The following is a 25,389-nucleotide window of genomic DNA, read 5'->3' as shown; positions in this document are numbered from 1 at the left end:
AGATATCAAGAATGTTTATTTTTTAATGAACTTTTTAGTTACCGTTTTTCCATCAGAAGTTTTTCCTTTAAGGATGTAAGTTCCTTTTATGAGGTGACTTATGTTGAGAGTCAATTTTTTTCCTTCGCGTTTGGTTGGTATATCTATTTTTTTACCATCTGCTGCGATGAGTTCTATATCTTTCTCTAATCCTTCTAGGAAAATACTATTGTCGGCAGGATTAGGATATATGCTTATATCGTTTGTTTTAATATTTTCGTTTGTTGAAAGGGAACCTGCTGCTTTAAAATAGAATCTTCTCATGACCAGTTTCCAGTTGGATTGGGCACAATAAAAATTATCCATCGTTTCTGCAATGACTAATTTGTTGTCTTGTTGCATAGCTTTAGTGGCATTATGTAAACCCGGTAATCTGTTGATTATGACATAGCCGTTGGTATTATAGGCTGTATCGGCATTTCCGCTGCTGTTTATTTTTCCAACAATAAAATTTGAAGCATTGAATTCTCCAAAAACATAGAAGCTGTTATCGATGAAAAAAGTATTGATAGGGTTTACTACATTTGAGCCAAATTTAAAGCCGCTGTTAAAAGCAGGATCCAGAGTTGCATTAGGTAGGATCTTTACAATTAAATAACGGTTTGAACCGCTTGTGCTTACTACCAAACCATTATCTGGAGTAATAAAAGTAAATGTATTGTTATTGTAATAAGAATTATAGTTAGTTATTGTAAGCATGCCGTTTGACCCGAAATTTGTGACAGGGACACCATTGATATCTGTTTTAAAAACGACAATATTCGCATCATCATATACAGCACTGGTTCTTTTCTTTCCGGTAAACAAAAGATTATTATCATTATCGATATTTACATTAGTGAAAAGCCAGTTAGGGTTAGCAGTAAAATCTATTGTCCCGTTTGTTCCGAAAGAAGTTACTAAAATACCGTTCATGTCATACTTAAAAATGGCCGAATAATATTTATTGTCATAATTTCTTTTAACGCTGGTGACAATAACTTCGCCGTTAGAGGTTTCCTTCCAGTCCTTGATAAAATAATCTGTTGGCAGGTTTACAAACCCACTGGTTCCCCAAGAGGCTATACGGCTTCCTGAGGGACTCATTTTCACTAAGCGTGTATATTGGTCGATAATAAAATAATTTCCATCATTGGATGGTTTCATTGTACCTACGACACCGACATTATTAAGTATACCATTCTGACTATAAGAGGTGTCAAGAATGCCGTTTTGATTAAATTTAGAAATAATTCCCGTATAATAGCTGGTTGCGCTGCACCCCCAATTAGAAACGCCACCCACAATAAAATCATTATTTGGAAGGAGGGCCATGCCGTTTCCCTGGAATCCTTTGAAAGGGTTTGAACTGGTAATGAATTCTGTTGTTCCGTTAGCTCCAAAAGACATATCCTGTGTACCTGGAGTCTGGCTTTTTACGAATGAAGCTATTAATAAAGAGAGTAAAAATATTTTTTTCATGGGGTTAGTAGTTTTTTTGGAAATTTACAAAAAAAAATCTCCCAGTTTCCTGAGAGATTTTTGTGGGTCCTGAGGGATTCGAACCCCCGACCCTCTGGGTGTAAACCAGATGCTCTGAACCAACTGAGCTAAGAACCCGAATTTTTTTGAAAGGTTTCGTTTCCTTTTCTGTGGGTCCTGAGGGATTCGAACCCCCGACCCTCTGGGTGTAAACCAGATGCTCTGAACCAACTGAGCTAAGAACCCTCTATACTTGTATCCTCGTTTAGAGTGGTGCAAATATACGACTTATTCGGAAATCTCCAAATTTTTTTCTAAAAATTCTCCTACAACAAAATTACTTCCGCCGATAAAAATCATTTCTTCTTTTGTACAGTGCTCTTTTGCAGAAAGATACGCTTCCTGTACAGAATTGAAAATTTTATAGGAAATTTTTGCCTCCTGTAAAAGATTTTCATAGTCTTCCGGATGTCTTCCTCTGTTGATGGATGGTTTTGCAAAATAAAATTCTGAATTTTCAGGAAGAAGAGTCATTACTTCATCTATTTTTTTATCATTTACGAAGCCGAGGACAATATGTTTGTGGCGCTCAATAGAATTCAGTTGGGAAAATACATATTCCAGCCCCGCCTGGTTGTGTCCTGTGTCACAGATCGTAAGCGGATCTTTTGAAAATTCGAACCAACGGCCGATGAAACCGGTATTGTGATGAACATTCAGCAGGCCTTTCACAATATTTTCTTCGGAAACAGGAATGTTTATCTTTTTTAATTCTTCTATTAAAGCAAGAACTACCCGGATGTTTTTTTTCTGATAGTTTCCTTTCAGATCAGAAATTAAATCAGATTGTATCATTGTGGCATCGATAAACGGAGCATTTTCCCTGTCAGCTTTTTCTCTGATAATACTTTTAACGCTGTTGTTTTCATCCCCGGAAATTACGGGAATATTATTTTTGATGATGCCTGCCTTTTCTGCTGCAATTTCTTCAATGGTGTTTCCTAGAATATTCTGATGATCCAGCTGTACATTCGTAATGGCGGCGACCAAAGGTTTAATGATATTAGTAGAATCCAGCCTTCCGCCAAGTCCAACCTCAATAATGGCAAAATCTACCTTTTGCTGGTAAAAATATTCAAAAGCCATAATGGTTGTGAATTCAAAAAAAGAGGGAAGGATATCTTCAGGAAGGGTTTTGAGTTTTTGGATAAAATTATACACAAACTCTTTATTGCAGTTTTTACCATTCACCTTAATACGTTCCGTGAAATCTATAAGGTGAGGAGAATTATATAACCCCACTTTATACCCGGCTTCCTGCAGTACGGAAGCCAGCATATTGCTTGTAGATCCTTTTCCGTTGGTCCCACCGATATGGATGCATTTTATCTTTTCCTGCGGATTGCCAAAGAAAGCGCAAAGCTTTGTGATGTTGTCTAATCCCGGTTTATAGGCTTTAAGGCCGTCAATCTGGTAGTTCGGAGCCTGTACGAAAAGCCAGTCGACAGATTCCTGATATTGTTCGGTTGTCATGATACAAAATTCTCAAAAGTTTTATTAAAAAGAAACAATAATTTTTTTAAACTGTAACTTTTTTATATTTGGCTCGTCTAATTGGGAAAATTATTAATATGAAAAAAGTTTGGATTATCGTTTTCGGATTAAGTTGTCTGGGGCTGAGTGCTCAGAAGAAATGGTCCTTAAGGGAATGTGTGGACTATGCCGTGGAACATAATCTTCAGGTTATCCAAAATCAATATTCTAAACAGATCCAGGATTCCAATCTTAAAATGGCTAAAAAAGAATACCTGCCTTCTGTATCAGCGGGAATGTCCAATTCAGTGAGTTTCGGGCAGCTTCCATTAGGTACGGGAAGTATCAGGAATGACAGGTTCAACAACAGTGCGAACCTGGGTGCGGATGTTCTGCTTTACAATAATGGCAGATTGGAAAAAAATATCAGAAAAATAAAGTTTGATGTAGAAGCCAGCCAATACGATATAGAAACGATCAAAAACGATATTTCCCTTCAGATCGCTCAGCAGTACCTTACGGTTCTTCTGAATAAAGAGATTGTAAAGATCTCCCAAAGTGCTGTGGAAAATGCCCAGAAGCAATATGACAGGGCGAAAATAACGACCCAGGTAGGAACTACTGCACAGACAGTTCTTGCTGAAGCTGAAGCAGCCCTTGCCAGAGAAAAGCAGAATCTGAAAACGGCAGAAATAAATGTGGGAAGAGCATTGTTTGCCATTGTTCAGCTTTTACAGCTTCCTGAGTATAAAGGTTTTGATGTAGAGGATGTTACGGTTTCAGATACTCTTCCTTCCCAGCTAAAATCTGTAGATGAAGTTCTTGCGACGGCTTATGAGAACCAGCCTCAGATAAAAGCCGCGGAAAGCAGGATTAAATCTGCTGAAGCACAGACAGAAGTTACCAGAACAGGATTTTGGCCGACACTGACCGCTAGTGCCGGTATTTCTTCGTTCTATAATAATATGTTAAGCAAAAACTATGACCAGCTTGGGAACATTGTTAATGATCCCTCTTTTTTCAAGCAGTATAAAGATAACTTCGGTCAGAATGTAGGACTTTCCCTGAACATTCCTATTTTCAACAAAGGGATTACCAGATTGCAGGTAGAACAGTCTGTTATCAATCAGAATGTTGCCAAAAATACCCTGGAACAACAGAAACAGACTGTGAGACAGAATGTACAGAAAGCCCAGTTTGATGTGGATGCCAATTATGAAACCTATCTTTCGGCACTGGAAACAGAGAAAAGCACAAAGCTGGCTCTGGAGTTTGCAGATAAAAGCTATGCGGCAGGAAGATCTACCATTTATGATGTGAACGTGGCCAGAAATAACTATGCCAATGCACAGGGATCGGTTGCACAGGCAAAATATAATTATCTTTTCAGTCTTAAACTGCTGAACTTCTATTCAGGAATTCCATTAACTTTGTAAAATGTCTATCCAGTCATTAGAAAAATATTTACCACAAAATACCCATAAATTCCTAAGAGTCTGGTTCGCTGATTATTATATACACATAAAAGTTACGCGAGGCCGGAATTCCAAACTGGGGGATTACAGGAAGCTTCCTGATAATTCCCATGAAATAACGGTGAATTCTACCCTGACGCCGCCGCTTTTTTTCTTTGTCCTTACGCATGAACTGGCTCATCTGATCGCCTTTGAAAAGTATGGCCGGAGAATATCGCCGCATGGCAATGAATGGAAAGAAACATTTAGAAATATGCTTCTTGAAAGCCTTGAGGTATACGATGAAGATCTGAGGCCAATCATCATAAGATTTTCAAAATCTCCGAAAGCCAATTTCATGGCCAGTCCGGATCTTGTAAGATATTTTCATACTGAAAAACAAGACGATAGGCTGCATTTCATTGAAGAGCTTCAAAAAGGAGAATTTTTTATCTACAGGAACGAAAAGTATTTGTTAGAAGGTCTGATTAAAAAAAACTATCTTTGTAAGAATCTGGCTACAGGAAGGAAGTATTCTTTCAAGCCTCTGGCTAGGGTTGAAAAATGTAGGCAAGAATGTTAAAATCAGATAGATACTGTGTCATTATGGCAGGAGGGATCGGTAGCCGGTTCTGGCCCATGAGTACACATAAATTTCCAAAACAGTTTCAGGATATTTTAGGAACTGGGCGTACCATGATTCAGCAGACTTATGACAGAATCAGCCGCATCATTCCTAAAGAACAGATATTCGTCATTACGAATAAAGAGTATGTTGCGCTTTCCCACCAGCAGCTTCCGGAAATTCCTGAAGAGAATATTGTGGGAGAACCTCTGATGAAAAATACAGCGGCCTGTAACCTGTACATGGCCAATAAGATTGCTGAAATTAATCCGGATGCGACGATGATCGTGCTTCCGGCAGATCATTTGATCCTGAAAGAAGATATATTCCTGGAGAAAGTAGAGCTGGCTTTTGACCTTGCAGCCAGCCACGATTACCTGGTAACGCTTGGAATTACACCAACAAGACCCGATACCGGCTACGGATATATCCAGTTTGTGGAAAAGAAAGGTTCCGATTATTTTAAAGTAAAAACCTTTACGGAAAAGCCTATTCTTGAAATAGCCCAGAGCTTTTTAGAAAGTGGTGATTTTCTTTGGAATGCCGGGATTTTCATCTGGAATGTAAAAAGCATTCACCATGCATTTGATCTGTATCTTCCTGAAATGATGCAGCATTTCATGGCCTGTGAATATAATTCTGCAAAAGAAAACAGCTGTATTGAAACCATTTATCCGAAAGTTCAGAAAATTTCTATTGATAACGGTATCCTGGAAAAAGCAAAAAATGTTTATGTAATTCCGTCGGATCTTGGATGGAGTGATTTGGGAACATGGACTTCCGTATATGAGAATACGGAAAAGGATGAGAACGAAAATGCTGTAAACCTGAAACATTTTCTTAACTATAATTCCAAAGGAAACATTATCCGTCTCAAAAATAATAACAAGGCCGTGATTATTGACGGATTGGAAAATTTTATTGTGGTAGATACGGATAAAGCGCTGCTGATCTGCCCGAGAGATAACGATCAGCTGATCAAAGACTATGTTCTTGACCTGAAAAGTTTTAAGAAAGGCGATAAATTCATGTAATTTGGGTATATTTCTACGGATTTTTGAATTATGATAAAAACCGCAACACGATCAACAGCCATTATATTTCTGCTTTTGGGATTTTTAGGATATTCCCAGAACAAGAAAAACTTTTCCGGTATCCCGAACATTCTGCAGCAGATTATCCCGAATGACAGAATAGATTCCTGGGTCCTGGTGTATAACAACTACGGAAAGAACCAGGAAATCAAAACGTCAGGTGGAAAAACAGATTATATCCCTCAGTTTTCGGGATTCAATTTGTTTCCTGAAGAAGACAGCTTTTACTATATTGCCTATAATGCAGGCGGAAAAACAAATTATATAACAGATCTTGAAGGTCTGAAGAAATTTGCAGGAAAAATAGACAATGCAGAGGAAGCAGCAATTATACTGACGGCCGACGGATATATGGTAGACGAAGAGTTTAAAGATGTAGCAGGTAATTATTATGAAGATCCGGGCCACTATTATCTGGATATGGGGAAACTTACTTCAAAAGAATGTCCTTACCAGAAAACGCATTATACTTTAACGGTCAATAAATCTTCCGGAACAGTTTCCAATGTAAAAGACAACGGAACCTACATTGAGCTTTACAATAAAAAATGCGCTAATAATCCAAGGCTATTAAAAATCCAGAAAAAAGAAGAACCCAAAGATGAGCCTAAAAAATCAACCAAACGGAAATAACGTTTACGAAACGGAAAGACTGATCCTTCAGCCAATGTCTCTGGAGGATAAAGAATTTATTTTTGAGCTTTACAACAGGCCCAGCTTTATCAGGTATATCGGCGACCGCAATCTTAAAACGGTTTCCGATGCAGAAAACTATATCCGGGACAGATTTCTTCCACAGTTTGAAAAATTAGGTTTTGGAAACTACCTGGTCGTTACCAAAGATACGGGTGAGAAAATCGGAGGTGTTGGAATCTTTGAAAGGGAAGGACTGGATGTGGTGGATATAGGGTTCTCCCTGCTGGAAGAGTTCGAAGGTAAAGGATACGCTTATGAGGCAGCCCAAAAGGTAAAATCTATCGGGATGGATGACTTTGGTTTGAAGAAGATTTCAGCGATCACCTCAAAAGATAATTTTTCTTCTCAAAAACTGATCAAAAAGTTAGGTCTTGAATTCAAAAATTACGTGACACTTCCTAATGATGATGAAGAGCTGATGTATTTTGAAACGAAATAAACTTCTTATGGCAAACTACTAGAAAAAGAAAACTTATAAAGTAAAGAAGGCAAAGAAAGCATATTTTCGCTTTTAACGGATTCACTTTCTTTGCTTTCTCAGCCTTTTTGCCTTCTTAGCCTTCAAGAATCTGTTCCGCCGCTGTTTTAGAAGTTACCTTTTCTATCACTCTTGTGCAAATCCCTTTTTCATCAAAGATAAAAGTGGTTCTTACAATTCCCATATAGGTTTTTCCAAATGTTTTCTTTTCCTGCCAAACGCCGAATTTCTCTATGATATCATGGCTTTCATCGGCAATAAGGTCATAAGGAAATGCAAATTTGTTATGAAAATTCTTCTGCTTCTTTACGCTGTCTCCGCTTACTCCAAGCAATTGGTAACCGGCTTTTTCAAGCTTTGAATAATTGTCACTCAAGTTACAGGCTTCTACAGTACAGGTAGGAGTATTGGCTTGAGGATAAAAGAAAACAACTAGTTTTTTCCCGGTTAATTTCGATGAGGTTATGGTTTCTCCATCCTGATTTGTTCCTTCAAATTCAGGTAATTTATCTCCTACTTTCAACATAATGAATTAATTTTGTTCAAATTTAATGGTTACATGACAAAAAAGCAAAGAGCTGAGCTTGTTCAGAGAGAACTGGATAAATTATATCCCACCACACCGATTCCTTTAGATCATACCGATCCTTATACCCTGATGGTTGCCGTAGCACTTTCTGCACAGACAACGGATAAAAAAGTAAATCAGGTAACGCCCCACCTTTTTGAAGTCGCCGGAACCCCGCAAAGGATGGCCAAACTTGAAGAATACCAGATCAAGGAACTGATCAAAGAAATAGGGCTGTCCAATACCAAAGCCAAAAACCTTAAAAGAATGGCGGAACTTCTACTCGAAAGACACAACGGTATCGTTCCCCAAACCTACGAAGAACTGGAAGCCCTTCCGGGAGTCGGTCATAAAACCGCTTCTGTGGTCATGAGTCAGGGTTTCGGATTTCCTGCTTTTCCGGTTGATACGCACATTCACAGACTGATGACGCAATGGAAGCTCACTTCAGGTAAAAACGTGGTAGAAACGGAGAAAGATGCAAAGGCCATATTTCCGGAAGAAGTATGGAACAAACTTCACCTTCAGATCATTTACTATGGCAGGGAATATTCTCCCGCCAGAGGAAAAGGAGAGAAAGATTTCATTACAAAAATGATGTTTGAAAAATAAGGTGATATTTCCGGCTACACCAATTCCCATTCACTGAAGGGGTGGATTTTTGCGTAGCAAAAAGAAGGGTAGTTAAGCAAGGATTAGATATCCAACAGCCTTCTGTGATAATTGATCTGTCCCAGATGATAATCCAGATGCGTAATCAGATGAATAAGAAAATACCCCGTGGTCATTGTATCTCCGAAAACAGCCAAAGGATATTCTTTTTCCAGATCTTCAGGGGTTAACTGACTGAGAACATCGTCTACCATATCTACTGTTGCCGTCACTTTTTCAATAAGTTCTGCCTGAGGAATATCTTTTAATGAGAATTCCAGTTCCCTGTTCCTGATATAGCCGGTTTTACCGAGCTCTGCACCTATATAATTATTGAGGTTGCCCACCAGGTGAAGACAGAGATTTCCTGCGGAATTTGAAGTGTTTTTATCGGTTTTCCAGATGGCTGTTTCATTCCGGTAAGACTCTATCTCTGTTTTTAATTTGTTTAAGTCTCTGTTGTAGAGTGATTTAAGGCTTTCTATGATCATGCTGATTGAATTAAATTAAAAATCTATTTATTGACTCTTTATCGTTTTCAAAATCAAAAAAGATGGGATATTAAAATTAATTATCCCATCCTTAATATTTTACATCTTTCAAGAAATTATTTCTGTTTCTTCGCCCAAAGTTCCATCTTTCTGTTCAGAACATCAAGCGGAAGACATCCCTGGCTTAAGATCTCATCATGAAAGCTGGCAAGATTAAACTTCTTTCCAAGCTCTTTCTGATACTGTTCTCTAAGCTCACGGATGCGAAGCGATCCGATTTTGTAGCCTAGAGCCTGTCCCGGCATGGCCATATATCTCTCTACTTCCGCAGTAGCGCCGGCTTCATCATAAGAAATATTGCTCAGGAAGTATTTAATGGCATCTTCTCTGCTCATGGTTCCGGTGTGGATTCCTGTATCTACAACCAATCTTACCGCTCTCAGCATCTGGTCGCTCAGGTAACCCATTTTCTGGTAAGGATCTGTGTAAAGGCCAAATTCAGGACCTAAAGTTTCACAATAATGCGCCCAGCCTTCTCCATAAGCTCCGAACCATCCAAACCTCATAAACTTCGGAAGTTTTGTATTCTCCTGTTGCAGCGAAACCTGATAATGATGCCCGGGAATAGCCTCATGAAGAAAAAGAGATTCCATTCCGGAAGTTACATTGAACTTGGAAGGATCCGGAAGCGGGATGTAAAATATTCCCGGTCTTTTCCCATCAGGAGTTCCCTGAATATATTCCGCACTTGCACTTGCTTCCCTGAATTTTTCCGTTTGCCTGATTTCAAATTTCGTTTTAGGAGTTACACTGAACATGGTTTTCAGCTTTGGAGTGATTTTCGCTAAAATATCATTAAATCCGTTCAGAACCTCCTTAGAAGTTTTGTAAGGCATAGCTTTAGGATCTGTTTTCACAGAATTGATAAACTCTTCCAGTGTTCCTGTAAAACCTACCTGTTGCTTTACTTTTTCCATCTCTGCGCGGAGCATGGCTACCTGTTGCAGGCCAATTTTATTGATCTCTTCAGGTGTTTTCTTGGTTGTAGTCCAGCTTTTAGCATAATATCTATAAATTTCCTTTCCATTCGGCAGACTGTTATACCCATCAGTATCGCGGGCTTTAGGAAGATATTCCTTCTCCAGAAATGCACCCATTTTGGTGTAAGCCGGAATGATCTTTTTGGTAATAGCATCAGCATATAAAGCTGAATATTTATCTTTCTGGGCTTTTGTAAGATTTTTGGGGAAATTTCTGATAGGACCATAGAAAATATTTTTGGTCATATCAGTTGTCGTAATCTCTTCAGCTTTCATCTGGGGGATCATTTTAACCACCAGTTTTTTAGGAAGAACGATTTTATTATTGATTCCTTCACGGAAGTTATCTGCTGCTGCATTCATCCAGTCCGGGAATTTTTCCATTCTTTTCAGCCAGTCACTGTAGTCTTTTTCAGTTTTGAAAGGCTGGCTTCCTTCTCCGCTTCCATATAGAGGGAAACTCAGCGGGAGTCCTCCAAACTGGGTAAAAGGAATATATTCCGGATGATAGGCATATGCCTCGATTTTATCTTTTAAAGTATAGTCCAGGACGTCATAAACCACTTTTTCATCATCCGAAAGATTCTTATAGTCAACACTTTCCAGCTGCTTCTGAACCGAGTTGTAGAAAGCCACCTCTCCGGAAATAAAATCTCTGTCTATATTGATAGGAAGCTGGTCATTATATCTCGTATCTCCCTGAGAGGTAGCCTCTAAAGGATATAGTTTAAGATACTGCTCATAATAGTTGGATGCAATAGAATCCAGATTCGTAGGAGTTACCTTCGTCAGCGGAGAATCAGATTTTTTACAGGATGCCAGGCTGATTACCAGTCCCAGTCCTAAAATGCCTTTTGATAAAATGTTTTTCATTTTCAGAATCTTTATGAGACAAAAGTAAGTATTATTGGCATATACGGAATACTCAATCATAATGATTTAAAAAAATAATTTTCAAAATATTTTCAACTTTGAATCAATTTTTTATCTTTGTCTAAAACATTTAACAATCATATTATTACAGCTCTTTTTTAAGAAATAATGAAAGGGATTTTAAAAATTTACCATCCGGAGGAGACCTTAAAATACAATATTAGAAATACTTATTGTAAAGCGGTCTACAGCAACCAGCAGCATTTTCTTGAGGTTGAAATTATAACGGATGACAGTTTGGATCATGTAGATGATGATTCATTACAGTACAACTTTCCGCAGCTTTCACTTGAAATTTTTGATTTTCCCATTGAATCGAAGGAGATTGAGGGAAAAACAATCAAAATCAATGATTCTGATGAAGAAACCTACACAGAAGTGGATCTGTTCGATGACGAAGAAGCCTTTATCTATGATAATGAGCTTTTGTTTGAGAAAAATGAAGAGGATGAGCTTCAGGTAATCTGGAAAGGAACTATCGACGATTTCTATACAGGATCAGAGACACCGATCCCATTCCGGTTAAAATGCGAATTCAAGCAGGACGATATTAATATAGACGAAGACTAACCGTTTTCTCATTATTTTAATAACAAATTTCTTTTCAAATCTTCTTTTGGAAAGAAATTTGCTGTTTTCCAGTCATAACAAATTTTAAGTTGTTTTTAAGCAATTTTTAAGAGAGCAATTCATAATATTCCACTACATTTGTCGTTAAATTTTTATAAAAATTCACATTAATGCTGTTAACGGAACTTACTCAGATTTTATTTGCACAGATTACTGCTCCTGCAGTTGCAACAGACGATTTAGAATTTTCATTTTGGAAGATCATGTTCCACGGAGGGGCTTTCGCTAAAATAGTGATGGTTACCGTTTTGGCTTTGGGTGTATTTTCACTGTACCTGTTTTTTGAGCGCTTTTTCTTTATCAAAAGGCTGACTTCAAAAACAGATGCCAACTTCATGGATAATATTGAAGATTTTATCAAAGAAGGTAAAATAGAATCTGCCGCAGATTACTGTAAAAGACAGAATTCTCCTGAAGGCAGAATCCTGGAAAAAGGAATTTCAAGGCTTGGACGCCCTGTTTCAGATATTGTAAGTGCAATGGAATCCCAGGCCCAGGTAGAGGTAGCCAACATGGAGAAAAACCTGAACCTTCTGGCTGTAGTACCAAGTATTGCTCCAATGTTAGGACTTTTGGGAACGGTTATCGGGATGATCATCGCCTTTTTCAATCTTTCCCATGCAACTGGATCTTTCTCACCTAAAACATTGTCTGAAGGTATTTATACAGCATTAGGGCAAACGGCGGTAGGTTTGGCTGTAGCTATCCCTGCTAACTTTTTCTATAATATTCTTCTGACCAGAATTGATAAGTTTGTACTGAAAGCTCAGAATATGTCAGGGGAATTTTTAGACCTTATCAACAAACCTTTATAAATCTTCGTTATGAAATCGCTTACAAAGATATTTTTCTTTCAAAGACTAATGGATCAAGCGATTCCATCTGACCATTAAAAAAATAAATATAAACAGATGAAAATTCAGAGAAGAAATAAAGCGAATCCCGAATTCAGTCTGGCAGCGATGACCGATGTTATCTTGCTGATGCTGATATTCTTTATGATCACTTCATCAGCCGCCAATCAAAGTGCGATTGATGTAAAGTTGCCAAAAGCCGGGGCCGTGGAAGATAATATTCCTAATCCTTTGACAGTGAGTATCAAACCGGATGGATCTTATTTTGTAGATGACAGCCCGGTGACGAGAGATCAGCTTGAATCGTTGATTGTCAGTAAACTAACAGGTCAGACCAACAAATCTTTTACCATACGGGCAGATGAAAATACCATGCATAAAGATGTTGTTTTTGTAATGGAAATTGCTGAAAAGAATAAATTTAATATTGCGATTGCAACCGTTAAAGATAAATAATGCCTCCGGCCAGCCGGAAAGAACCATTTGAAATGAGAGGTTATACAGTAAACAAAGACGAGCAAAACAAAGACAGGATAAAAAGTGCCTTACTTTCTATCCTTATCTGGTCTGCAATTTTACTTTTTGTTTTTCTTTATAAATTGAAGCCGGAGCTGGATAAGCAGAAAGATGAAGTGATCACAACAATGCTTGTTAACTTCGGAGACAACAGGAATGGAAACGGTATTGAAGAACCTGCCGATCAGCCGGGAAGTTTAGCTGCTGCTACGGAAGAAGTAAACCCTGAGCCGGCAGAAACCCCTGTTCCGGAAACAAAAACGGTCATAAAACCAGAACCGGCACCAGAACCAAAAAAAACAGAGGTAAAGGAAAAAGTGCTGACAGGGAACAATTCAAAAGTAAGCGTTCCTAAGAAAGAGGAATCAAAAAAGACAGATAAAAAGACTTCAACAAGTTCAAGCGCTTCAAAAACTACTAAAAAATCGGGCGCAACAACAGCTAATTCCAAAACTGGAAATGGCGACGGAAAAGGAAATGCCGCCATCGGAAACCTGATCAGAGGGCGAGGAACAAAAGCAGGAAGCCAGGGTACAGGAACCGGTATAGGAAATGCCGGAGATCCTTTAGGAGGTGACGGAAACGGAGACAGTAAAGTGGGAATTGACAGAAAACTGGTAGGATATATTCCTGGAACCATGGGAAGAGGTGGAGAACAGCCTGCAAACAGCTGTAAATCAAGCGGTACAATTACAGTTGCTTACACTGTGGATAAGGCCGGAAATGTAGTTTCAGCAAAAAGATCAGGTGGAACATCCGATCCCTGCATTACATCGAATGCGATAGCATGGGTTAAGAAATATGTGAAAGCTGAAAAAGCAAGCACTTCCTCCACAGGAACTTATAAAATAACTTTCTAAAAATACAAAAGCACTTTACTCAAGTGCTTTTTTTATTTCATTAATTCTGTTGATTACCGGCAGTGCGAAAATACCGCTCGTCTGGAGATACAACTCGTAGAACGTTTTTGCTTTGTCTAAAAACTCATTATTAGCATCCTGCTTGCCTTTAAAATAGAAAAGGTTACCCAGCATTTCATAATAATCTTTATGATCTCTTTCCTGCCTCTCATTAACGATTTCTATAATTTCTTCTTTTGTTTTTGCTGAAAGTGCAGTAAAATCAAATTTGAAAATATCTCTCATTAAAGAATCAAAATCCAATTCTTTCTGCATTAAACTTTCTTCAGGCTTGTCTAAAATAAGTTTTTCCAGTGCTTGAGTTAACTGGCGTATTAATCTTAACGTGAATTCTTTATCTGTGATCATAATTGAGTTTAATTTATTGCTAATGGTCTGCTAATCTAAAGAAATTACAATAGACAAGAAAGAACCGACAAGAAAAACTACCAAACTATAAATGAAATCATTTTGGTTGGATTTTCTATTCTCTATTTTGCTATATCTATGATGTGGAGATTTGCTGACGAGTAAAGGGATTGGTTCTGTTTTATAGATCCATTTAAAAACGAAACGAATAATTTGTACGAATACAAAAGCTAAAAGTGGTAAAATAGAAGTTACATGATCTTTTTGTATTATTACCCATAACGTACAAATTACCAACCAAAATAGAGAAAAATATATGTTTCTGAATTTTTCTGATAAAGGAGTGGAAATTGGTATCCACCAAAGAGCAACGACTATTATTGAACCTATAATTTTTATAATTTCAAGATGAATTCGATTAAATTCCAGATAATAAACTAGAATTTCGATGAGTAGAAATAGGCTCAGTAAAACTATTTCATATAAACTCAAAGATTTTAGAAAGAATCCAAATTTTATATTTTTCAACTTAAACGGTTTCGTTTTAAATTAATATAAACTTAAGCAAAAAACAAATACGCCAGTGCAATTGAAACAATAACACCCACTAAATCCGCCAGAAGCATGGCAATTACCGTGTATCTTGTATTCTTCACGGCTACAGCCCCGAAATAAACAGCGATCACGTAAAACGTCGTATCTGAGCTTCCCTGAAGAACTGCCGCAAGTTTCCCCTGAAAACTATCTGCCCCGAAAGTTGACATCGTATCCACCATCATTCCTCTGGCTCCGGAACCCGAAAGAGGTTTGATTAATGCCGTTGGAAGACCATCCACAAATCTTGGATCAAAACCGGCTGTGTTGGCTACCCACTTCATACCGTCTATGATAACATCAAAAACACCGGAAGTTCTTAAAAGAGAAATAGCGATTAACATTCCAACCAGATAAGGAATAATCTTGACACAGGTTGTGAACCCTTCTTTTGCCCCTTCAATAAATGCATCGAAAACATTGATTTTTTTATAAACCGCCCCCAGTACTATGGCGAGGAAGATAAAGAGAATCAGTCCATTACTTAAAACTTTACTGAAAGTATCCAGTTCATCTTTGCTTAATTGAACAAGGTAAACAACCAGAAGTGCAATAACAGCTGAAATCCCGCCTACATAAGCAAGAACAACAGGTTTTAATAAATTGATTTTCTGATATAAAGAAACAATAATCATTGCTGCCAATGTTGCTGCAAAAGTGGCAATCATACATGGAAGAAAAATATCGGTAGGGGTTTTAGATCCCATTGAGGCCCTTATTGCAATAATGGAAACTGGTATCAGTGTCATTCCTCCTGCATGGAGACACAGAAACATAATCTGTGAATTGCTGGCTGTATCTTTATTGGGGTTTAAAGTTTGTAAGCTTTCCATAACCTTTAGTCCAAATGGAGTAGCGGCATTGTCAAGTCCCAGGAGATTGGCGCTGAAATTCATCAGCATATGTCCGAAAGCCGGGTGATTTTTAGGAATGTCGGGAAATAGTTTTGAGAAAAAAGGCTGTATAAAACGGCTTAAAAGATTAATTCCTCCTGCTTTTTCAGCAATACTCATGAATCCCATGAACAGGGTCATAATTCCGATGAGACCGATACAGATCTTTACTGCTGTTTCTGAAGTCCCTATTACTCCATCTGCTTCCTGAACGCGGTAGACCTTTACGTTTTGCTTTAAAGAATCTGTTTTATAATGGATCCTGCTGTCTGCAAAGTCATTTTTTTTCATCAGGCTGTCCCGTACAACCGGAGTGAGCATATTCATGGGCTGTGAAGCGATCTGAACCGTGTCACCGCCTTTTCCTACCACCATATCATTAAAGATGGTTTTGTAGTGGTCTGACGAAACGTATTTAATACTGGCTATGGCAATGGCAATGATAATAAAAGCCGACCAAATTCTGCTGAGGACCATTCGTTTAAATTAAAATTTTAGAAAAGATAATAAATTAAATGTAAAACTTGAAAAAACTTTTATTGTAAGACTCTTTATTTCAAAATATTTACGAAATGCTTCGACTTCGCTCAGCAGGACAGTGCTAATACTAACAGCCTCTATATGAGGGTAATAATTTACTTGTGCCATGTTGGGCAGAGTTGAAGAGTTCTATTTTTAGTCCTTTAGATAAACCAGATGCCCTTCAAAATCATCATCCACGCTCTTCAAAACTTTTGCATCAGCCATCTTCTTTTCCAGGCTATCGATAAAAAAACCTTTTTCAAAAAACTGTCGGTGTATTCCCGGAAGCAGTTCCATGAAATAATCCATCCCGAATTTGTTGTTGTGAAGGTCCATTTTGGTTTCCAAAGGCTCATTGGGGAAGAGTTCTTCATGCATATCCGTTAACCTTTTACAGAAATCCAATGCTTTTTGGGGTGAGGAGACTTTGCAGCAGTACATCATAATGAAACAGCACCATAATGCATGTCTGTAGGCATTCCCAATACCATTGTTAGAGGCTGTTTTCGGGAATTTTTTCTGGGCAATGCTAAAGGTTTGTACCGTTGCATAGAAGCTTAGTATTGCAAAAATGGGATGGGGAAGAAGGAGCGATAAAAGACGCATGATCTTTTTCAGGCTCATGCTACGGATGGCATTAAAAAATATCTTAAAAGTCCTCATAAATAAAAATCTCTCCCTAATTAGAGAGAGATTGTATAGTGTTTGTTACAGATCTTAAGCATTTACAGCCAATAAATTGACTGTTTTAGCTACCGTATCTTTAATTTCTGTTCTTTTTACAATGAAATCTACAAATCCTTTTTCCTGTAAGAATTCAGAAGTCTGGAAACCTTCAGGAAGATCTCTTCCGATTGTTTCACGGATTACTCTTGGGCCCGCAAAACCAATCAGTGCCCCTGGTTCAGCCATGATAATGTCTGCTGTCATAGCAAAAGACGCTGTAATTCCTCCAAAAGTAGGATCACACAGGTAAGCAATGTATAAAAGTCCTGCTTCAGATAGCTGGGCAAGCTTAGCCTGTACTTTGGCAAGCTGCATCAGGGAGTAGGTTGCTTCCTGCATTCTTGCTCCTCCGGACTGGCAGATGATCATGTACGGAAGTTTATTGGCAATACAGTAATCCACCGCTCTTCTGATCTTTTCACCCATTACAGAACCTAAAGATCCACCGATAAAAGCAAAATCCATACACGAAACTACCATTTCAGTTCCTTTTACAGTTCCTACTGCATTTCTGATGGAATCTGTAAGCTTTGTTTTTGCTTTTACTTCTTTTAAGCGGTCTTTATAAGGTTTTGTATCCTTGAAATTCAAGATGTCAATACTTTCAACATTGGCATCCAGTTCAGTGAACTTACCTTCGTCAAAAAGGATGTCAAAAAATTCTGCACTTCCTATTCTTACATGAAATCCGTCTTCAGGAGAAACGTAATTGTTTCTTCTCAGTTCATCATGCTCCACTATTTTTCCTGATGGAGTCTGATGCCAAAGGCCTTTGGGAACATCCTTTTTTTCATCAGTAGAGGTGGTAATGTTTTTTGCTTTTCTTTTAAACCAGTCGAATGCCATTTTGATTGTATTAGGGGTATAAATGTAAAATGTATTAATGTAAACTGTACCCATTTATGAATACTTTTTACATTAATACAAATGTACAGTTCTTATTTTAAAGTATTTACGTTATTTAAGTCTTCAAACGCTTTAACCAGTCTTGTAGAGAAAGTTTCCTCACCTTTTCTTACCCAAACTCTTGGGTCATAGAATTTTTTGTTTGGTTTTTCTTCTCCTTCTGGGTTTCCGATCTGAGATCTTAAATAATCAATATTGTTAACCATATAGTCTCTAACTCCTTCTGTGTAAGCGAACTGAAGGTCAGTGTCAATATTCATTTTGATAACTCCGTAGTCGATCGCTTCTCTGATCTCTTCCAAAGTAGATCCTGAACCTCCGTGGAATACAAAGTTTACCGGCTTAGCCGCTGTTCCGAATTTTTCCTGAACGTATTTCTGAGAATTGTCAAGAATTTTTGGCGTAAGAACTACGTTTCCTGGCTTGTAAACTCCGTGTACGTTACCAAATGCTGCTGCAATAGTAAAATTGTCGGAAATCGCTTTTAATTTTTCGTAAGTGTAAGCGATATCTTCAGGCTGAGTGTATAATTTAGAGTTATCAACATCTGAATTATCAACTCCGTCTTCCTCACCACCTGTAACTCCGATCTCTACTTCTAATGTCATCTGCATTTTAGCCATTCTTTCGAAGTATTTGGTAGAGATTTCAAGGTTTTCTTCCAGAGATTCTTCAGAAAGATCAAGCATATGAGAAGAATAAAGAGATTTTCCGGTCTGCTTATAATGCTCTTCACTTGCATCTAATAACCCGTCGATCCAAGGCAACAGTTTCTTTGCACAGTGGTCTGTATGTAAAATAACAGTAGCTCCGTAAGCTTCTGCAAGAGTATGAATATGTTTAGCCCCGGCAATAGATCCTAAAATCGCTGCTTTCTGACCGTCATTGCTTAATCCTTTTCCTGCGTTAAAAGCAGCTCCGCCGTTTGAAAACTGGATGATGACAGGAGAGTTTAATTTCGCTGCGGTTTCCATTACAGCATTTACATTGCTTGAACCAATTACGTTTACTGCAGGCAGTGCAAATTTGTTTTCTTTGGCATACTGAAAAATATCAGTAACTAATTGACCTGTGGCAACTCCTGCCGGAAAAATTCTGCTCATGTTTTACTTTTTATTTTAAATTATTAGGCGTTTTAAAATTCCTGTAAAGGTAATCATTTTTGAGGAATTACTAATTTCTTTTGTCTCTGCCCCAAAGCAGCTTCTGGCGGATCGTTTCGTAGAAGCTTAAATGGTTCGGCTGTACCAGAAGAATCTGAAAAGCGGCCTTTTTGATGATAATTTCTTTGTCGGTTTCTATATGGACCAGTCGTGAGTCCAGCGAAAGAGAATACTGCGGTACTCTGCTTTCTACTTTAAATTTTATTTCTACCCTGTCATTGACAACCAATGGACGTACGTTCAGGTTGTGCGGAGCGATAGGAGTGATAACGAAATTTTCGTTATTCGGAGAGATAATCGGTCCGCCGCAGCTTAAAGAATAAGCTGTGGAACCCGTAGGTGTGGAAACAATTACTCCATCTCCCCAGAATACATTTAAAAATTCGTCATTGATATAGGAATCCACCGTAATCATGGAAGTGGTTTCTTTTCTGGATACGGTAACATCATTCAGTGCATACGGGAAAAAATCATCCGATTTTGGGGAAACAACCTCAATTACGGCACGGCGGCTTGTTTTCACGTCCCCTTTCAGGATAGCATCAAGTTCTTTGAAGGCTTCTTCTTTGGTAAAGCTTGCCAAAAAACCTAATCTCCCGGTATTTACACCGACAATCGGTATTTCCAGGTCTTCAATGAAGGTTAATGAATTCACGATCGTTCCATCGCCTCCGAAAGTGAAAAAAAGGTCTACTTCTTTGTCCAGAAGGTCCTGCTTGCTGTTGAATGTTTCAAATATCTTTGAGAACTGAAGCGCTTCAGCCATTTCATCATACAGAACAGATTTTACGCCTCTGGTTTCAAGTTCTGAGATAAACTTGCTTAAATATAAAAAAGTATCGAGGTCTTTTTTCTGAGAATATATGGCTGCCTTCATGTTATATTTCTATGAATTTTTGGAAAAACCCAAACCTGTCCTTAAACAGATCCGATTTTTCATCAGAATAGTATTTTTCAACAATTCTATAATCGTAGCGGTCAAAAGTAGCGTCTATCGAAGAGAGGTTTTCATTGCTGATCTTAATGGTTACCTGGATTACTTCATCGGACATTAAAGTGATGAATCCGCCATAGAACTTCGAGTTGTTACTTTCCACAATATTGGCGATTTCCGTCATCGAATACTTTCTGGCCGGAGTTTCTATGGTAAGAATAGCTCCCGTTTCTGAAAACAGGGGATACCTGGAAAGATTCTGAAAAATATCCTCACAGGTAATATACCCGAGATATTTTTCGTTCTTATTGATCACCGGAATCACATTGGCATTGAAGGTATAGAACAGACGGATGCTGTCCATGATATTATTGTCTTCCAGAATGGCAAAGCGCTCGATCTGGTGTTCAAGATCCTTCAATATCCCGTCATCTTCATAAAGAAAATCTTCTGCAATTGCTCCGTAGAAATGATGGGATTTTTTAATGAAAATATGGGAATATCCAAAATCCTCTAACATATTCCTTGCTGATTCTATTGAGTCAGTAAGGCTAAAACACGGAAAGTCTTTTGAGATATAATCCTTGATAAACATTGTGCTAATTTATAAAAAATTAAATGAAACTTTTTCTCAAAATATCACTTTTTTTCGGGAAAAATAAAAAAAATGATGTTAAAATTTGTTTGTAAAGAAAAAAAAGGTACCTTTGTCGCCTTTCATTTTTACTTTTTATTAGATTTATTTCAAACTGCACTGTCTTTTAAGGACATATGCAGTTTTTTTATTTTAGGGCTTTTGCGAACTCCCACATCACGATTCCGCCGCATACGCTTACGTTCAGAGAGTGCTTTGTTCCAAGCTGAGGAATTTCAAGAAAGGTGTCAATATTCGGCAGTGCCTCATCACTTATTCCTTCCACTTCATTCCCTAGGATCAGTGCATATTTTTTTGATTTGTCGATGCTGAAATCGGTAATCATGATGCTGTCCGTGGTTTGTTCAATGCCTATGATTTCGTATCCGCGGCTTTTGTAATCACTTATCGCAGTGTTGATATCGCTTTCATGCCCCCAATCTACACTTTCCGTGGCTCCAAGTGCCGCTTTATGGATCTCGCGGTGTGGGGGCTGAGGGGTAATCCCGCAGAGAATTATTTTTTCGATCAGAAAAGCATCTGCCGTTCTGAAAGATGCTCCCACATTGTGCATGCTCCTTAGATTGTCTAAAATAATGACCAATGGAATTTTCTCAACTTTCTTAAATGTTTCCACATCTATCCTGTTAAGTTCTTCCAGTTTTAGTTTTTGTACCAATTGTTTTATTTTGTTGAGATTAATTTTCCGTCTTTGTAGACCTCAGTCTTTTCTATGCTTCCGTCTTCACGGTAATGAACCCGGGTCCCGTTCCATTTATCGTTGGCAAATTCTGTTTCACGCTGTACTTTTCCTGATGGATAAAGCGCTTTCCATTTTCCCACAGCCAGACCGTTTTCATACTGGCCAACCTGTTTTGGCGTTTTTCCGTCCTCATGGAATAGTTTGGTTTCACCGTGAAGTTTTCCAAGTCTGTAGTTGGAAATTTCGGTTATTTTGCCGGCCGGAGAGTAAAAAGTAGCGGTAGAACTATCATCATATACGTTTTTTTCACCGTTTCTGAAAACTTCTTTGGAAGTAAGGACACCATTTTTATCATAGTAGGACCATTCTTTTACTTTATAACCCTTTTTATTTTCTCCTTTGGCCTGTACTTTTCCGTTGTCGTAATAATAAACGGCCTCACCGTCTATTTTACCTTTTTTCCATTCCACCACCTGCTTTACCTGCCCGTTTTCGTAGAAATCTTTACAGGATCCTTCCTGCAGTCCGTCTTTGAATCCGCATGGTTTTTGTGCTGTAGCCCATGATGATGCGGCCATTAACAGCAGAAAAAAGTATTTCATAGATATTTTTATTTCAAAAATAGCAAAATACTTATATTTGATTTAAATTATTAACATGAAAAAAATACTCACTTTACTGCTGCCGGTATTTACTTTTATATGTTCACAGGCACAGAATACTTATTATCCGCAGGCCTTTTTTGATAAAAAGATGGCCCGTGAAATGCTCAGCTTTGGAAATTCTACGATAGAAGGAGTAGCCTCCACGAAACAGAAAAATAATTGGGGAATCAAACCTCTTCTTGGCGCAAAACATTATGCTCCAAAGGGAACAGTTGTCATGCTTTTTCCTGTGACTCCTTATTTTGATGAGTTTTACAGCATGAGAAGAAAGTATGAGAATAAGAAAACGACCGTATACATGTCGGAAGAGGCTTTTAAATACAGATTGGAAGCTTTAACAGATGATTACGGAAGGTTTAAATTTGAAAAACTGAAGCCGGGAAAATATTACCTCGAAACCATCGTTAATTTTACTGCAACAGCAAGCTATCAGCAGCAAACAGGAACATCGGATGCCTACAATGCCTATGGAGGTTATCTGTATTCCACCCCGATATACCAGACTTTTTTCTATGGTTATTCCGCTGCCAACCGTGAAAGTAAATTTGTGGAAATAAAAGAAGACGGCGAGCTGAAAGAAATCAATCTCTAAGAGCTTTCTTACTTTAAACCCATGATCTGATGGACGCTTCTCTCAATGTTTTGAGCCAAAGCTTCCATAGGAATATCATTTTCATCATTATTGAAAGGATCTTCAATTTCTTCGGCGATCAGCTCCAGACTCATCAGAACGTAATAAACGAAAACCGTAAGCGGGATCATCAGGAGCCCGATTGTGATAACATAGGCGACCGGCAGGGCCAGGACATATAAGATGATGAATTTTTTTACAAACGAAGAATAAGAGTAGGGAATAGGTGTATTTTTTATTCTCTCACAGCCTCCGCAGACATCCAGAAAACCTGAAAGCTGAGTGTCAAGATACAACATTTCGATATCCGAGATCTTTCCTTCTTTTTTCAGCTGATTCAGTTTATGGGTCAAAAGAATAACAATTTCACTGGGACCATGATGTTTCAGCGATTTTTCTATTTCAGAATAATCTTCATCCAAAGCTAATCTTGTGGATTCCTTGGAAAGATGCTTGGCAAGGAAATGCGGGAAATATTTTAGGTACCGTGCTATCTGTTCTGCATCCTCGCGATTCTCTCCTAAAATAGTATTGATTTTTACCGCGAAATTCCGGGTGTCATTCACCAGTTTTCCCCATAATTTCCTGCCTTCCCACCATCTGTCGTACGCAGTATTCGTTCTGAAAACCAGCAGCAGCGACAATACAAAACCCAGTAGGGAGTGGATCATTCCCACATTACTGACCCCTGATTTTGCAGTAAGGTGAAGGTATTCCACTTCCAGGTACTGAATTCCCCACGAGTAAAGCCCCACCAGGATCATCGTTGGAAAAAGGATCTTCATGGTATCGCTTTTGTGCATACTGAAAAGGATCTTCAGGAAATGCTTGGTATTGTAAACTCTCATAAATTCTCTTGGTCTTACAAAGATAATTTTTTTCGTTTTATCTGTTCTTTACGAGAACCCACCAACCAGGATAGTAAGAAAAAAAAGGGTTACTACAGGAAAGGGCATTTCAGGAAAGGAAAATGGATCAGCGGACATTAGTTAATGAATGAAAATTAATTGTTTTTTCTTCTGCAGATTTTTACAGATTTCAAAAAAACACTATTTTTATTTCGCATTAAACAACAAAACAAGATGATCCTCGAAAACGTAGATATAGTCAACGATATCAGTAAAGAAGATTTTCAGAAAAATTATTTCAGAAAACACAAACCGCTTCTGATCAAAAATTTTGCAAGCCGGTGGGATGCCTTCGACAAGTGGAATCTGGCTTACATCCGTGAAAAAGCGGGTGATCAGGATGTTCCTCTTTACGACAACAAGCCTGCCGATGCTTCCAAAAGTTCCGATGCACCGGTTACCCATATGAAGATGAAGGATTATATTGACACCATAAAAAGTAAACCTTCAGATCTTCGTATCTTCTTCTATATTATTACAGACAGGCTTCCTGAGCTGCTGAAAAACTTCACCTATCCGGATCTGGGAATCAAATTCTTCAAAAGGCTTCCCACTCTTTTTTTCGGTGGAAGTGAAGCCCATGTGTTGATGCATTATGATGTGGATCTCGGGGATTTCCTTCACATTCATTTCGAGGGTAAAAAAAGGATACTCCTGTTTGATCAGGAACAGTCGGATTTCCTGTATAAGGTTCCGCTTTCCGTACATACCGTTTACGACATAGATTATGAAAATCCTGATTATGAAAAGTTCCCGGCTTTACAATATGCCAAAGGGTATGAGATTTTCATGGAACATGGCGATGCCCTTTTCATTCCGGGAGCCTTCTGGCACTTCAACAGATATCTGGAACCGGGATTTTCAATGTCACTCAGAGCGTTGCCTAACAAACCGAATGTTTTTGCCAATATGCTGTACCATGTTTTTATCATGAGGTATACCGACAAGCTCTTTCGTAAACTTTTTAAGGCTAAATGGGTGAATTACAAACAGAAATGGGCGTATGAGAAAGGGATGGAAGCATTTGAAAAGCAGCAAAAATTTAAAAAAGGATAAGGTAAGACGTTACTGTTCGTCCGGTACTTCTTGCTGCGATTGTCATTCAACAAGGTCAATGCCGGAAAAAAAATACTATAAAAGTTATTAAAAAATGTTCAGTGGTTTCGCGGGCGTTGGAAACTTCCGTTTTCCGGTATCCGCTTTCCATCTATTCATTAATAAGACCAAAAATTTTAGCATCTACAAACCTTCCTTTTTCAAAAAAATAACCACGCAGAATTCCTTCGTCTTTAAAATTTAGAGACTGCAGGAGCTTTTCGGAAGAAATATTGGCAGGATCAGTGAAGGCGTCTACACGGTGAAGCCTCATGCTTTCGAATCCGAAGGTAAGGATAGGAAGTATAGCTTCTTTCATATAAGATTTTCTCCAGTACTTCGGGTTAAGTTCATAGCCTATCTCAGCGCGGAAATGATAGCGGTACCAGTTGTGATAGCCGCACGTTCCTATGACTTTCTTTTCGGATTTCAGTTCCAAAGCCCACCGGAAGCCTTTTCCTTTTTCAAATTCACCATTAAAATACCGGATAATATTCCGGGCATCGTCCAGGGTTTTGAAAACTTCAAGGTCATAATATTCCATAACCTCTTGTAGAGAAAAATATTCAAAAAGGTCCTCTGCATCATCAGGAGTAAGTTGTCTTAAAAGCAGTCTTTCAGTTTCCAGAACAGGATACATCATAGAATTTATTTTACTGAAAAGTACAATAAATATTTTATTCT

Annotated in this window: 28 protein-coding genes and 2 tRNA genes; 12 read left to right on the top strand and 18 right to left on the bottom strand. The window is 38.2% G+C overall.

Features of this window, described 5'->3' with window-relative positions:
• Positions 1-15 precede the first annotated feature (15 nt).
• The 4 genes from BUB03_RS09595 to BUB03_RS09580 form a co-directional block, all read right to left on the bottom strand.
• Positions 16-1,500, bottom strand: a complete 1,485-nt coding sequence (locus BUB03_RS09595; RefSeq protein WP_073062356.1) for a T9SS type A sorting domain-containing protein — start codon at positions 1,498-1,500, stop codon at positions 16-18.
• Positions 1,501-1,563: 63 nt separating this feature from the next.
• Positions 1,564-1,638, bottom strand: a tRNA-Val gene (locus BUB03_RS09590).
• A gap of 33 nt (positions 1,639-1,671) precedes the next feature.
• A tRNA-Val gene (locus BUB03_RS09585) sits at positions 1,672-1,746 on the bottom strand.
• A gap of 42 nt (positions 1,747-1,788) precedes the next feature.
• Complete coding sequence (locus BUB03_RS09580; RefSeq protein ID WP_073062353.1) at positions 1,789-3,033, bottom strand: bifunctional folylpolyglutamate synthase/dihydrofolate synthase; 1,245 nt, start codon at positions 3,031-3,033, stop codon at positions 1,789-1,791.
• Between the two features lie 98 nt (positions 3,034-3,131).
• Between BUB03_RS09580 and BUB03_RS09575 the strand changes: the two genes are divergently transcribed.
• Genes BUB03_RS09575 through BUB03_RS09555 form a run of 5 tightly spaced genes read left to right on the top strand, consistent with a single transcriptional unit; the run spans position 3,132 to position 7,341 of the window.
• Positions 3,132-4,469 carry a TolC family protein gene (locus BUB03_RS09575; protein ID WP_073062351.1) on the top strand — a complete coding sequence of 446 codons (1,338 nt, stop codon included), beginning with the start codon at positions 3,132-3,134 and terminating at the stop codon, positions 4,467-4,469.
• 1 nt (position 4,470) lies between these two features.
• Positions 4,471-5,070: a SprT-like domain-containing protein gene (locus tag BUB03_RS09570; RefSeq protein ID WP_040993060.1), complete on the top strand. Its 600-nt coding sequence runs from the start codon at positions 4,471-4,473 to the stop codon at positions 5,068-5,070.
• A complete protein-coding gene (locus BUB03_RS09565; protein ID WP_228417819.1) occupies positions 5,064-6,146 on the top strand; it encodes a mannose-1-phosphate guanylyltransferase in 1,083 nt (360 codons plus the stop codon). Before BUB03_RS09570 ends, BUB03_RS09565 begins: the two co-directional genes overlap by 7 nt.
• Before the next feature lie 30 nt (positions 6,147-6,176).
• Positions 6,177-6,839 (top strand): hypothetical protein, encoded by a 663-nt coding sequence (locus BUB03_RS09560; RefSeq protein WP_073062348.1) that lies wholly within the window; start codon positions 6,177-6,179, stop codon positions 6,837-6,839.
• Positions 6,808-7,341: a GNAT family N-acetyltransferase gene (locus tag BUB03_RS09555; protein WP_073062346.1), complete on the top strand. Its 534-nt coding sequence runs from the start codon at positions 6,808-6,810 to the stop codon at positions 7,339-7,341. Before BUB03_RS09560 ends, BUB03_RS09555 begins: the two co-directional genes overlap by 32 nt.
• Positions 7,342-7,456: 115 nt before the next feature.
• Here the strand turns inward: BUB03_RS09555 and bcp are convergent, their stop codons facing one another.
• Positions 7,457-7,906 (bottom strand): thioredoxin-dependent thiol peroxidase, encoded by a 450-nt coding sequence (bcp, locus tag BUB03_RS09550; protein ID WP_073062343.1) that lies wholly within the window; start codon positions 7,904-7,906, stop codon positions 7,457-7,459.
• Between the two features lie 33 nt (positions 7,907-7,939).
• Between bcp and BUB03_RS09545 the strand changes: the two genes are divergently transcribed.
• Positions 7,940-8,560 (top strand): endonuclease III domain-containing protein, encoded by a 621-nt coding sequence (locus BUB03_RS09545; RefSeq protein WP_073062340.1) that lies wholly within the window; start codon positions 7,940-7,942, stop codon positions 8,558-8,560.
• 83 nt (positions 8,561-8,643) lie between these two features.
• On the opposite strand, the gene BUB03_RS09540 is transcribed toward BUB03_RS09545, so the two are convergent.
• Together BUB03_RS09540 and BUB03_RS09535 are read right to left on the bottom strand one after the other, a co-directional pair.
• On the bottom strand, positions 8,644-9,090 hold the full coding sequence (locus tag BUB03_RS09540) for a DinB family protein (RefSeq protein ID WP_073062338.1): 447 nt from the start codon (positions 9,088-9,090) through the stop codon (positions 8,644-8,646).
• A gap of 116 nt (positions 9,091-9,206) precedes the next feature.
• Positions 9,207-11,003 (bottom strand): DUF885 domain-containing protein, encoded by a 1,797-nt coding sequence (locus tag BUB03_RS09535; RefSeq protein WP_040993806.1) that lies wholly within the window; start codon positions 11,001-11,003, stop codon positions 9,207-9,209.
• A gap of 168 nt (positions 11,004-11,171) precedes the next feature.
• On the opposite strand from BUB03_RS09535, the gene BUB03_RS09530 reads away from it, so the two are divergent.
• From BUB03_RS09530 to BUB03_RS09515, 4 genes are all read left to right on the top strand, one after another.
• On the top strand, positions 11,172-11,633 hold the full coding sequence (locus BUB03_RS09530) for a hypothetical protein (RefSeq protein ID WP_040993070.1): 462 nt from the start codon (positions 11,172-11,174) through the stop codon (positions 11,631-11,633).
• Positions 11,634-11,803: 170 nt separating this feature from the next.
• Positions 11,804-12,508 carry a MotA/TolQ/ExbB proton channel family protein gene (locus tag BUB03_RS09525; RefSeq protein WP_048501511.1) on the top strand — a complete coding sequence of 235 codons (705 nt, stop codon included), beginning with the start codon at positions 11,804-11,806 and terminating at the stop codon, positions 12,506-12,508.
• Between the two features lie 96 nt (positions 12,509-12,604).
• Positions 12,605-13,003: an ExbD/TolR family protein gene (locus BUB03_RS09520; RefSeq protein WP_073062335.1), complete on the top strand. Its 399-nt coding sequence runs from the start codon at positions 12,605-12,607 to the stop codon at positions 13,001-13,003.
• A gap of 32 nt (positions 13,004-13,035) precedes the next feature.
• The gene (locus BUB03_RS09515) at positions 13,036-13,923 is read left to right on the top strand and encodes an energy transducer TonB (RefSeq protein WP_073062770.1); all 888 of its coding nucleotides are present in this window, start codon (positions 13,036-13,038) and stop codon (positions 13,921-13,923) included.
• Between the two features lie 15 nt (positions 13,924-13,938).
• On the opposite strand, the gene BUB03_RS09510 is transcribed toward BUB03_RS09515, so the two are convergent.
• The 9 genes from BUB03_RS09510 to BUB03_RS09465 all read right to left on the bottom strand — a co-directional run bounded on the left by BUB03_RS09510 (position 13,939) and on the right by BUB03_RS09465 (position 22,008).
• A complete protein-coding gene (locus BUB03_RS09510; protein WP_073062333.1) occupies positions 13,939-14,331 on the bottom strand; it encodes a hypothetical protein in 393 nt (130 codons plus the stop codon).
• 560 nt (positions 14,332-14,891) lie between these two features.
• Positions 14,892-16,295, bottom strand: coding sequence for a nucleoside recognition domain-containing protein (locus BUB03_RS09500; protein ID WP_073062327.1), 1,404 nt, complete (start codon positions 16,293-16,295; stop codon positions 14,892-14,894).
• A gap of 198 nt (positions 16,296-16,493) precedes the next feature.
• Positions 16,494-17,003 (bottom strand): DUF6973 domain-containing protein, encoded by a 510-nt coding sequence (locus BUB03_RS09495; RefSeq protein WP_040993079.1) that lies wholly within the window; start codon positions 17,001-17,003, stop codon positions 16,494-16,496.
• A 54-nt stretch (positions 17,004-17,057) separates the two neighbouring features.
• The gene (gene accD / locus BUB03_RS09490) at positions 17,058-17,912 is read right to left on the bottom strand and encodes an acetyl-CoA carboxylase, carboxyltransferase subunit beta (protein ID WP_040993809.1); all 855 of its coding nucleotides are present in this window, start codon (positions 17,910-17,912) and stop codon (positions 17,058-17,060) included.
• A gap of 92 nt (positions 17,913-18,004) precedes the next feature.
• Positions 18,005-19,075 carry a class II fructose-bisphosphate aldolase gene (gene fbaA, locus BUB03_RS09485; RefSeq protein WP_040993081.1) on the bottom strand — a complete coding sequence of 357 codons (1,071 nt, stop codon included), beginning with the start codon at positions 19,073-19,075 and terminating at the stop codon, positions 18,005-18,007.
• 70 nt (positions 19,076-19,145) lie between these two features.
• The gene (locus BUB03_RS09480) at positions 19,146-20,012 is read right to left on the bottom strand and encodes an NAD kinase (protein WP_040993083.1); all 867 of its coding nucleotides are present in this window, start codon (positions 20,010-20,012) and stop codon (positions 19,146-19,148) included.
• A 1-nt stretch (position 20,013) separates the two neighbouring features.
• On the bottom strand, positions 20,014-20,589 hold the full coding sequence (locus tag BUB03_RS09475; RefSeq protein WP_228374738.1) for a CBS domain-containing protein: 576 nt from the start codon (positions 20,587-20,589) through the stop codon (positions 20,014-20,016).
• A gap of 262 nt (positions 20,590-20,851) precedes the next feature.
• The gene (locus BUB03_RS09470; protein WP_073062325.1) at positions 20,852-21,382 is read right to left on the bottom strand and encodes an RNA methyltransferase; all 531 of its coding nucleotides are present in this window, start codon (positions 21,380-21,382) and stop codon (positions 20,852-20,854) included.
• A 5-nt stretch (positions 21,383-21,387) separates the two neighbouring features.
• Positions 21,388-22,008, bottom strand: coding sequence for a toxin-antitoxin system YwqK family antitoxin (locus BUB03_RS09465; protein WP_073062323.1), 621 nt, complete (start codon positions 22,006-22,008; stop codon positions 21,388-21,390).
• Between the two features lie 55 nt (positions 22,009-22,063).
• Here BUB03_RS09465 and BUB03_RS09460 point away from each other — a divergent pair, with 55 nt between their 5' ends.
• A complete protein-coding gene (locus BUB03_RS09460) occupies positions 22,064-22,663 on the top strand; it encodes a hypothetical protein (protein WP_040993091.1) in 600 nt (199 codons plus the stop codon).
• Between the two features lie 8 nt (positions 22,664-22,671).
• On the opposite strand, the gene BUB03_RS09455 is transcribed toward BUB03_RS09460, so the two are convergent.
• Positions 22,672-23,550, bottom strand: coding sequence for a bestrophin family protein (locus BUB03_RS09455; protein ID WP_073062320.1), 879 nt, complete (start codon positions 23,548-23,550; stop codon positions 22,672-22,674).
• Positions 23,551-23,784: 234 nt separating this feature from the next.
• Here BUB03_RS09455 and BUB03_RS09450 point away from each other — a divergent pair, with 234 nt between their 5' ends.
• Complete coding sequence (locus BUB03_RS09450) at positions 23,785-24,666, top strand: cupin-like domain-containing protein (protein ID WP_073062318.1); 882 nt, start codon at positions 23,785-23,787, stop codon at positions 24,664-24,666.
• Positions 24,667-24,817: 151 nt separating this feature from the next.
• Here BUB03_RS09450 and BUB03_RS09445 read toward each other — a convergent pair whose 3' ends face one another.
• On the bottom strand, positions 24,818-25,348 hold the full coding sequence (locus BUB03_RS09445; RefSeq protein ID WP_073062316.1) for a GNAT family N-acetyltransferase: 531 nt from the start codon (positions 25,346-25,348) through the stop codon (positions 24,818-24,820).
• Positions 25,349-25,389: the final 41 nt, after the last annotated feature.

The organism is Chryseobacterium oranimense (assembly GCF_900129755.1).
Classification (GTDB): Bacteria; Bacteroidota; Bacteroidia; order Flavobacteriales; family Weeksellaceae; genus Chryseobacterium; species Chryseobacterium oranimense.
Note: the sequence above shows the minus strand (reverse complement) of the source record. Positions and strands in the feature narration are given on the sequence as shown.

Excerpts from the sequence above, each read along its gene's own strand:
- BUB03_RS09595 (WP_073062356.1), bottom strand. The coding sequence starts at position 1,500 with ATGAAAAAAATATTTTTACTCTCTTTATTAATAGCTTCATTCGTAAAA.
- BUB03_RS09580 (WP_073062353.1), bottom strand. The coding sequence starts at position 3,033 with ATGACAACCGAACAATATCAGGAATCTGTCGACTGGCTTTTCGTACAG.
- BUB03_RS09575 (WP_073062351.1), top strand. The coding sequence starts at position 3,132 with ATGAAAAAAGTTTGGATTATCGTTTTCGGATTAAGTTGTCTGGGGCTG.
- BUB03_RS09570 (WP_040993060.1), top strand. The coding sequence starts at position 4,471 with ATGTCTATCCAGTCATTAGAAAAATATTTACCACAAAATACCCATAAA.
- BUB03_RS09565 (WP_228417819.1), top strand. The coding sequence starts at position 5,064 with ATGTTAAAATCAGATAGATACTGTGTCATTATGGCAGGAGGGATCGGT.
- BUB03_RS09560 (WP_073062348.1), top strand. The coding sequence starts at position 6,177 with ATGATAAAAACCGCAACACGATCAACAGCCATTATATTTCTGCTTTTG.
- BUB03_RS09555 (WP_073062346.1), top strand. The coding sequence starts at position 6,808 with ATGAGCCTAAAAAATCAACCAAACGGAAATAACGTTTACGAAACGGAA.
- bcp (WP_073062343.1), bottom strand. The coding sequence starts at position 7,906 with ATGTTGAAAGTAGGAGATAAATTACCTGAATTTGAAGGAACAAATCAG.
- BUB03_RS09545 (WP_073062340.1), top strand. The coding sequence starts at position 7,940 with ATGACAAAAAAGCAAAGAGCTGAGCTTGTTCAGAGAGAACTGGATAAA.
- BUB03_RS09540 (WP_073062338.1), bottom strand. The coding sequence starts at position 9,090 with ATGATCATAGAAAGCCTTAAATCACTCTACAACAGAGACTTAAACAAA.
- BUB03_RS09535 (WP_040993806.1), bottom strand. The coding sequence starts at position 11,003 with ATGAAAAACATTTTATCAAAAGGCATTTTAGGACTGGGACTGGTAATC.
- BUB03_RS09530 (WP_040993070.1), top strand. The coding sequence starts at position 11,172 with ATGAAAGGGATTTTAAAAATTTACCATCCGGAGGAGACCTTAAAATAC.
- BUB03_RS09525 (WP_048501511.1), top strand. The coding sequence starts at position 11,804 with ATGCTGTTAACGGAACTTACTCAGATTTTATTTGCACAGATTACTGCT.
- BUB03_RS09520 (WP_073062335.1), top strand. The coding sequence starts at position 12,605 with ATGAAAATTCAGAGAAGAAATAAAGCGAATCCCGAATTCAGTCTGGCA.
- BUB03_RS09515 (WP_073062770.1), top strand. The coding sequence starts at position 13,036 with ATGAGAGGTTATACAGTAAACAAAGACGAGCAAAACAAAGACAGGATA.
- BUB03_RS09510 (WP_073062333.1), bottom strand. The coding sequence starts at position 14,331 with ATGATCACAGATAAAGAATTCACGTTAAGATTAATACGCCAGTTAACT.
- BUB03_RS09500 (WP_073062327.1), bottom strand. The coding sequence starts at position 16,295 with ATGGTCCTCAGCAGAATTTGGTCGGCTTTTATTATCATTGCCATTGCC.
- BUB03_RS09495 (WP_040993079.1), bottom strand. The coding sequence starts at position 17,003 with ATGAGGACTTTTAAGATATTTTTTAATGCCATCCGTAGCATGAGCCTG.
- accD (WP_040993809.1), bottom strand. The coding sequence starts at position 17,912 with ATGGCATTCGACTGGTTTAAAAGAAAAGCAAAAAACATTACCACCTCT.
- fbaA (WP_040993081.1), bottom strand. The coding sequence starts at position 19,075 with ATGAGCAGAATTTTTCCGGCAGGAGTTGCCACAGGTCAATTAGTTACT.
- BUB03_RS09480 (WP_040993083.1), bottom strand. The coding sequence starts at position 20,012 with ATGAAGGCAGCCATATATTCTCAGAAAAAAGACCTCGATACTTTTTTA.
- BUB03_RS09475 (WP_228374738.1), bottom strand. The coding sequence starts at position 20,589 with ATGTTAGAGGATTTTGGATATTCCCATATTTTCATTAAAAAATCCCAT.
- BUB03_RS09465 (WP_073062323.1), bottom strand. The coding sequence starts at position 22,008 with ATGAAATACTTTTTTCTGCTGTTAATGGCCGCATCATCATGGGCTACA.
- BUB03_RS09460 (WP_040993091.1), top strand. The coding sequence starts at position 22,064 with ATGAAAAAAATACTCACTTTACTGCTGCCGGTATTTACTTTTATATGT.
- BUB03_RS09455 (WP_073062320.1), bottom strand. The coding sequence starts at position 23,550 with ATGAGAGTTTACAATACCAAGCATTTCCTGAAGATCCTTTTCAGTATG.
- BUB03_RS09450 (WP_073062318.1), top strand. The coding sequence starts at position 23,785 with ATGATCCTCGAAAACGTAGATATAGTCAACGATATCAGTAAAGAAGAT.
- BUB03_RS09445 (WP_073062316.1), bottom strand. The coding sequence starts at position 25,348 with ATGATGTATCCTGTTCTGGAAACTGAAAGACTGCTTTTAAGACAACTT.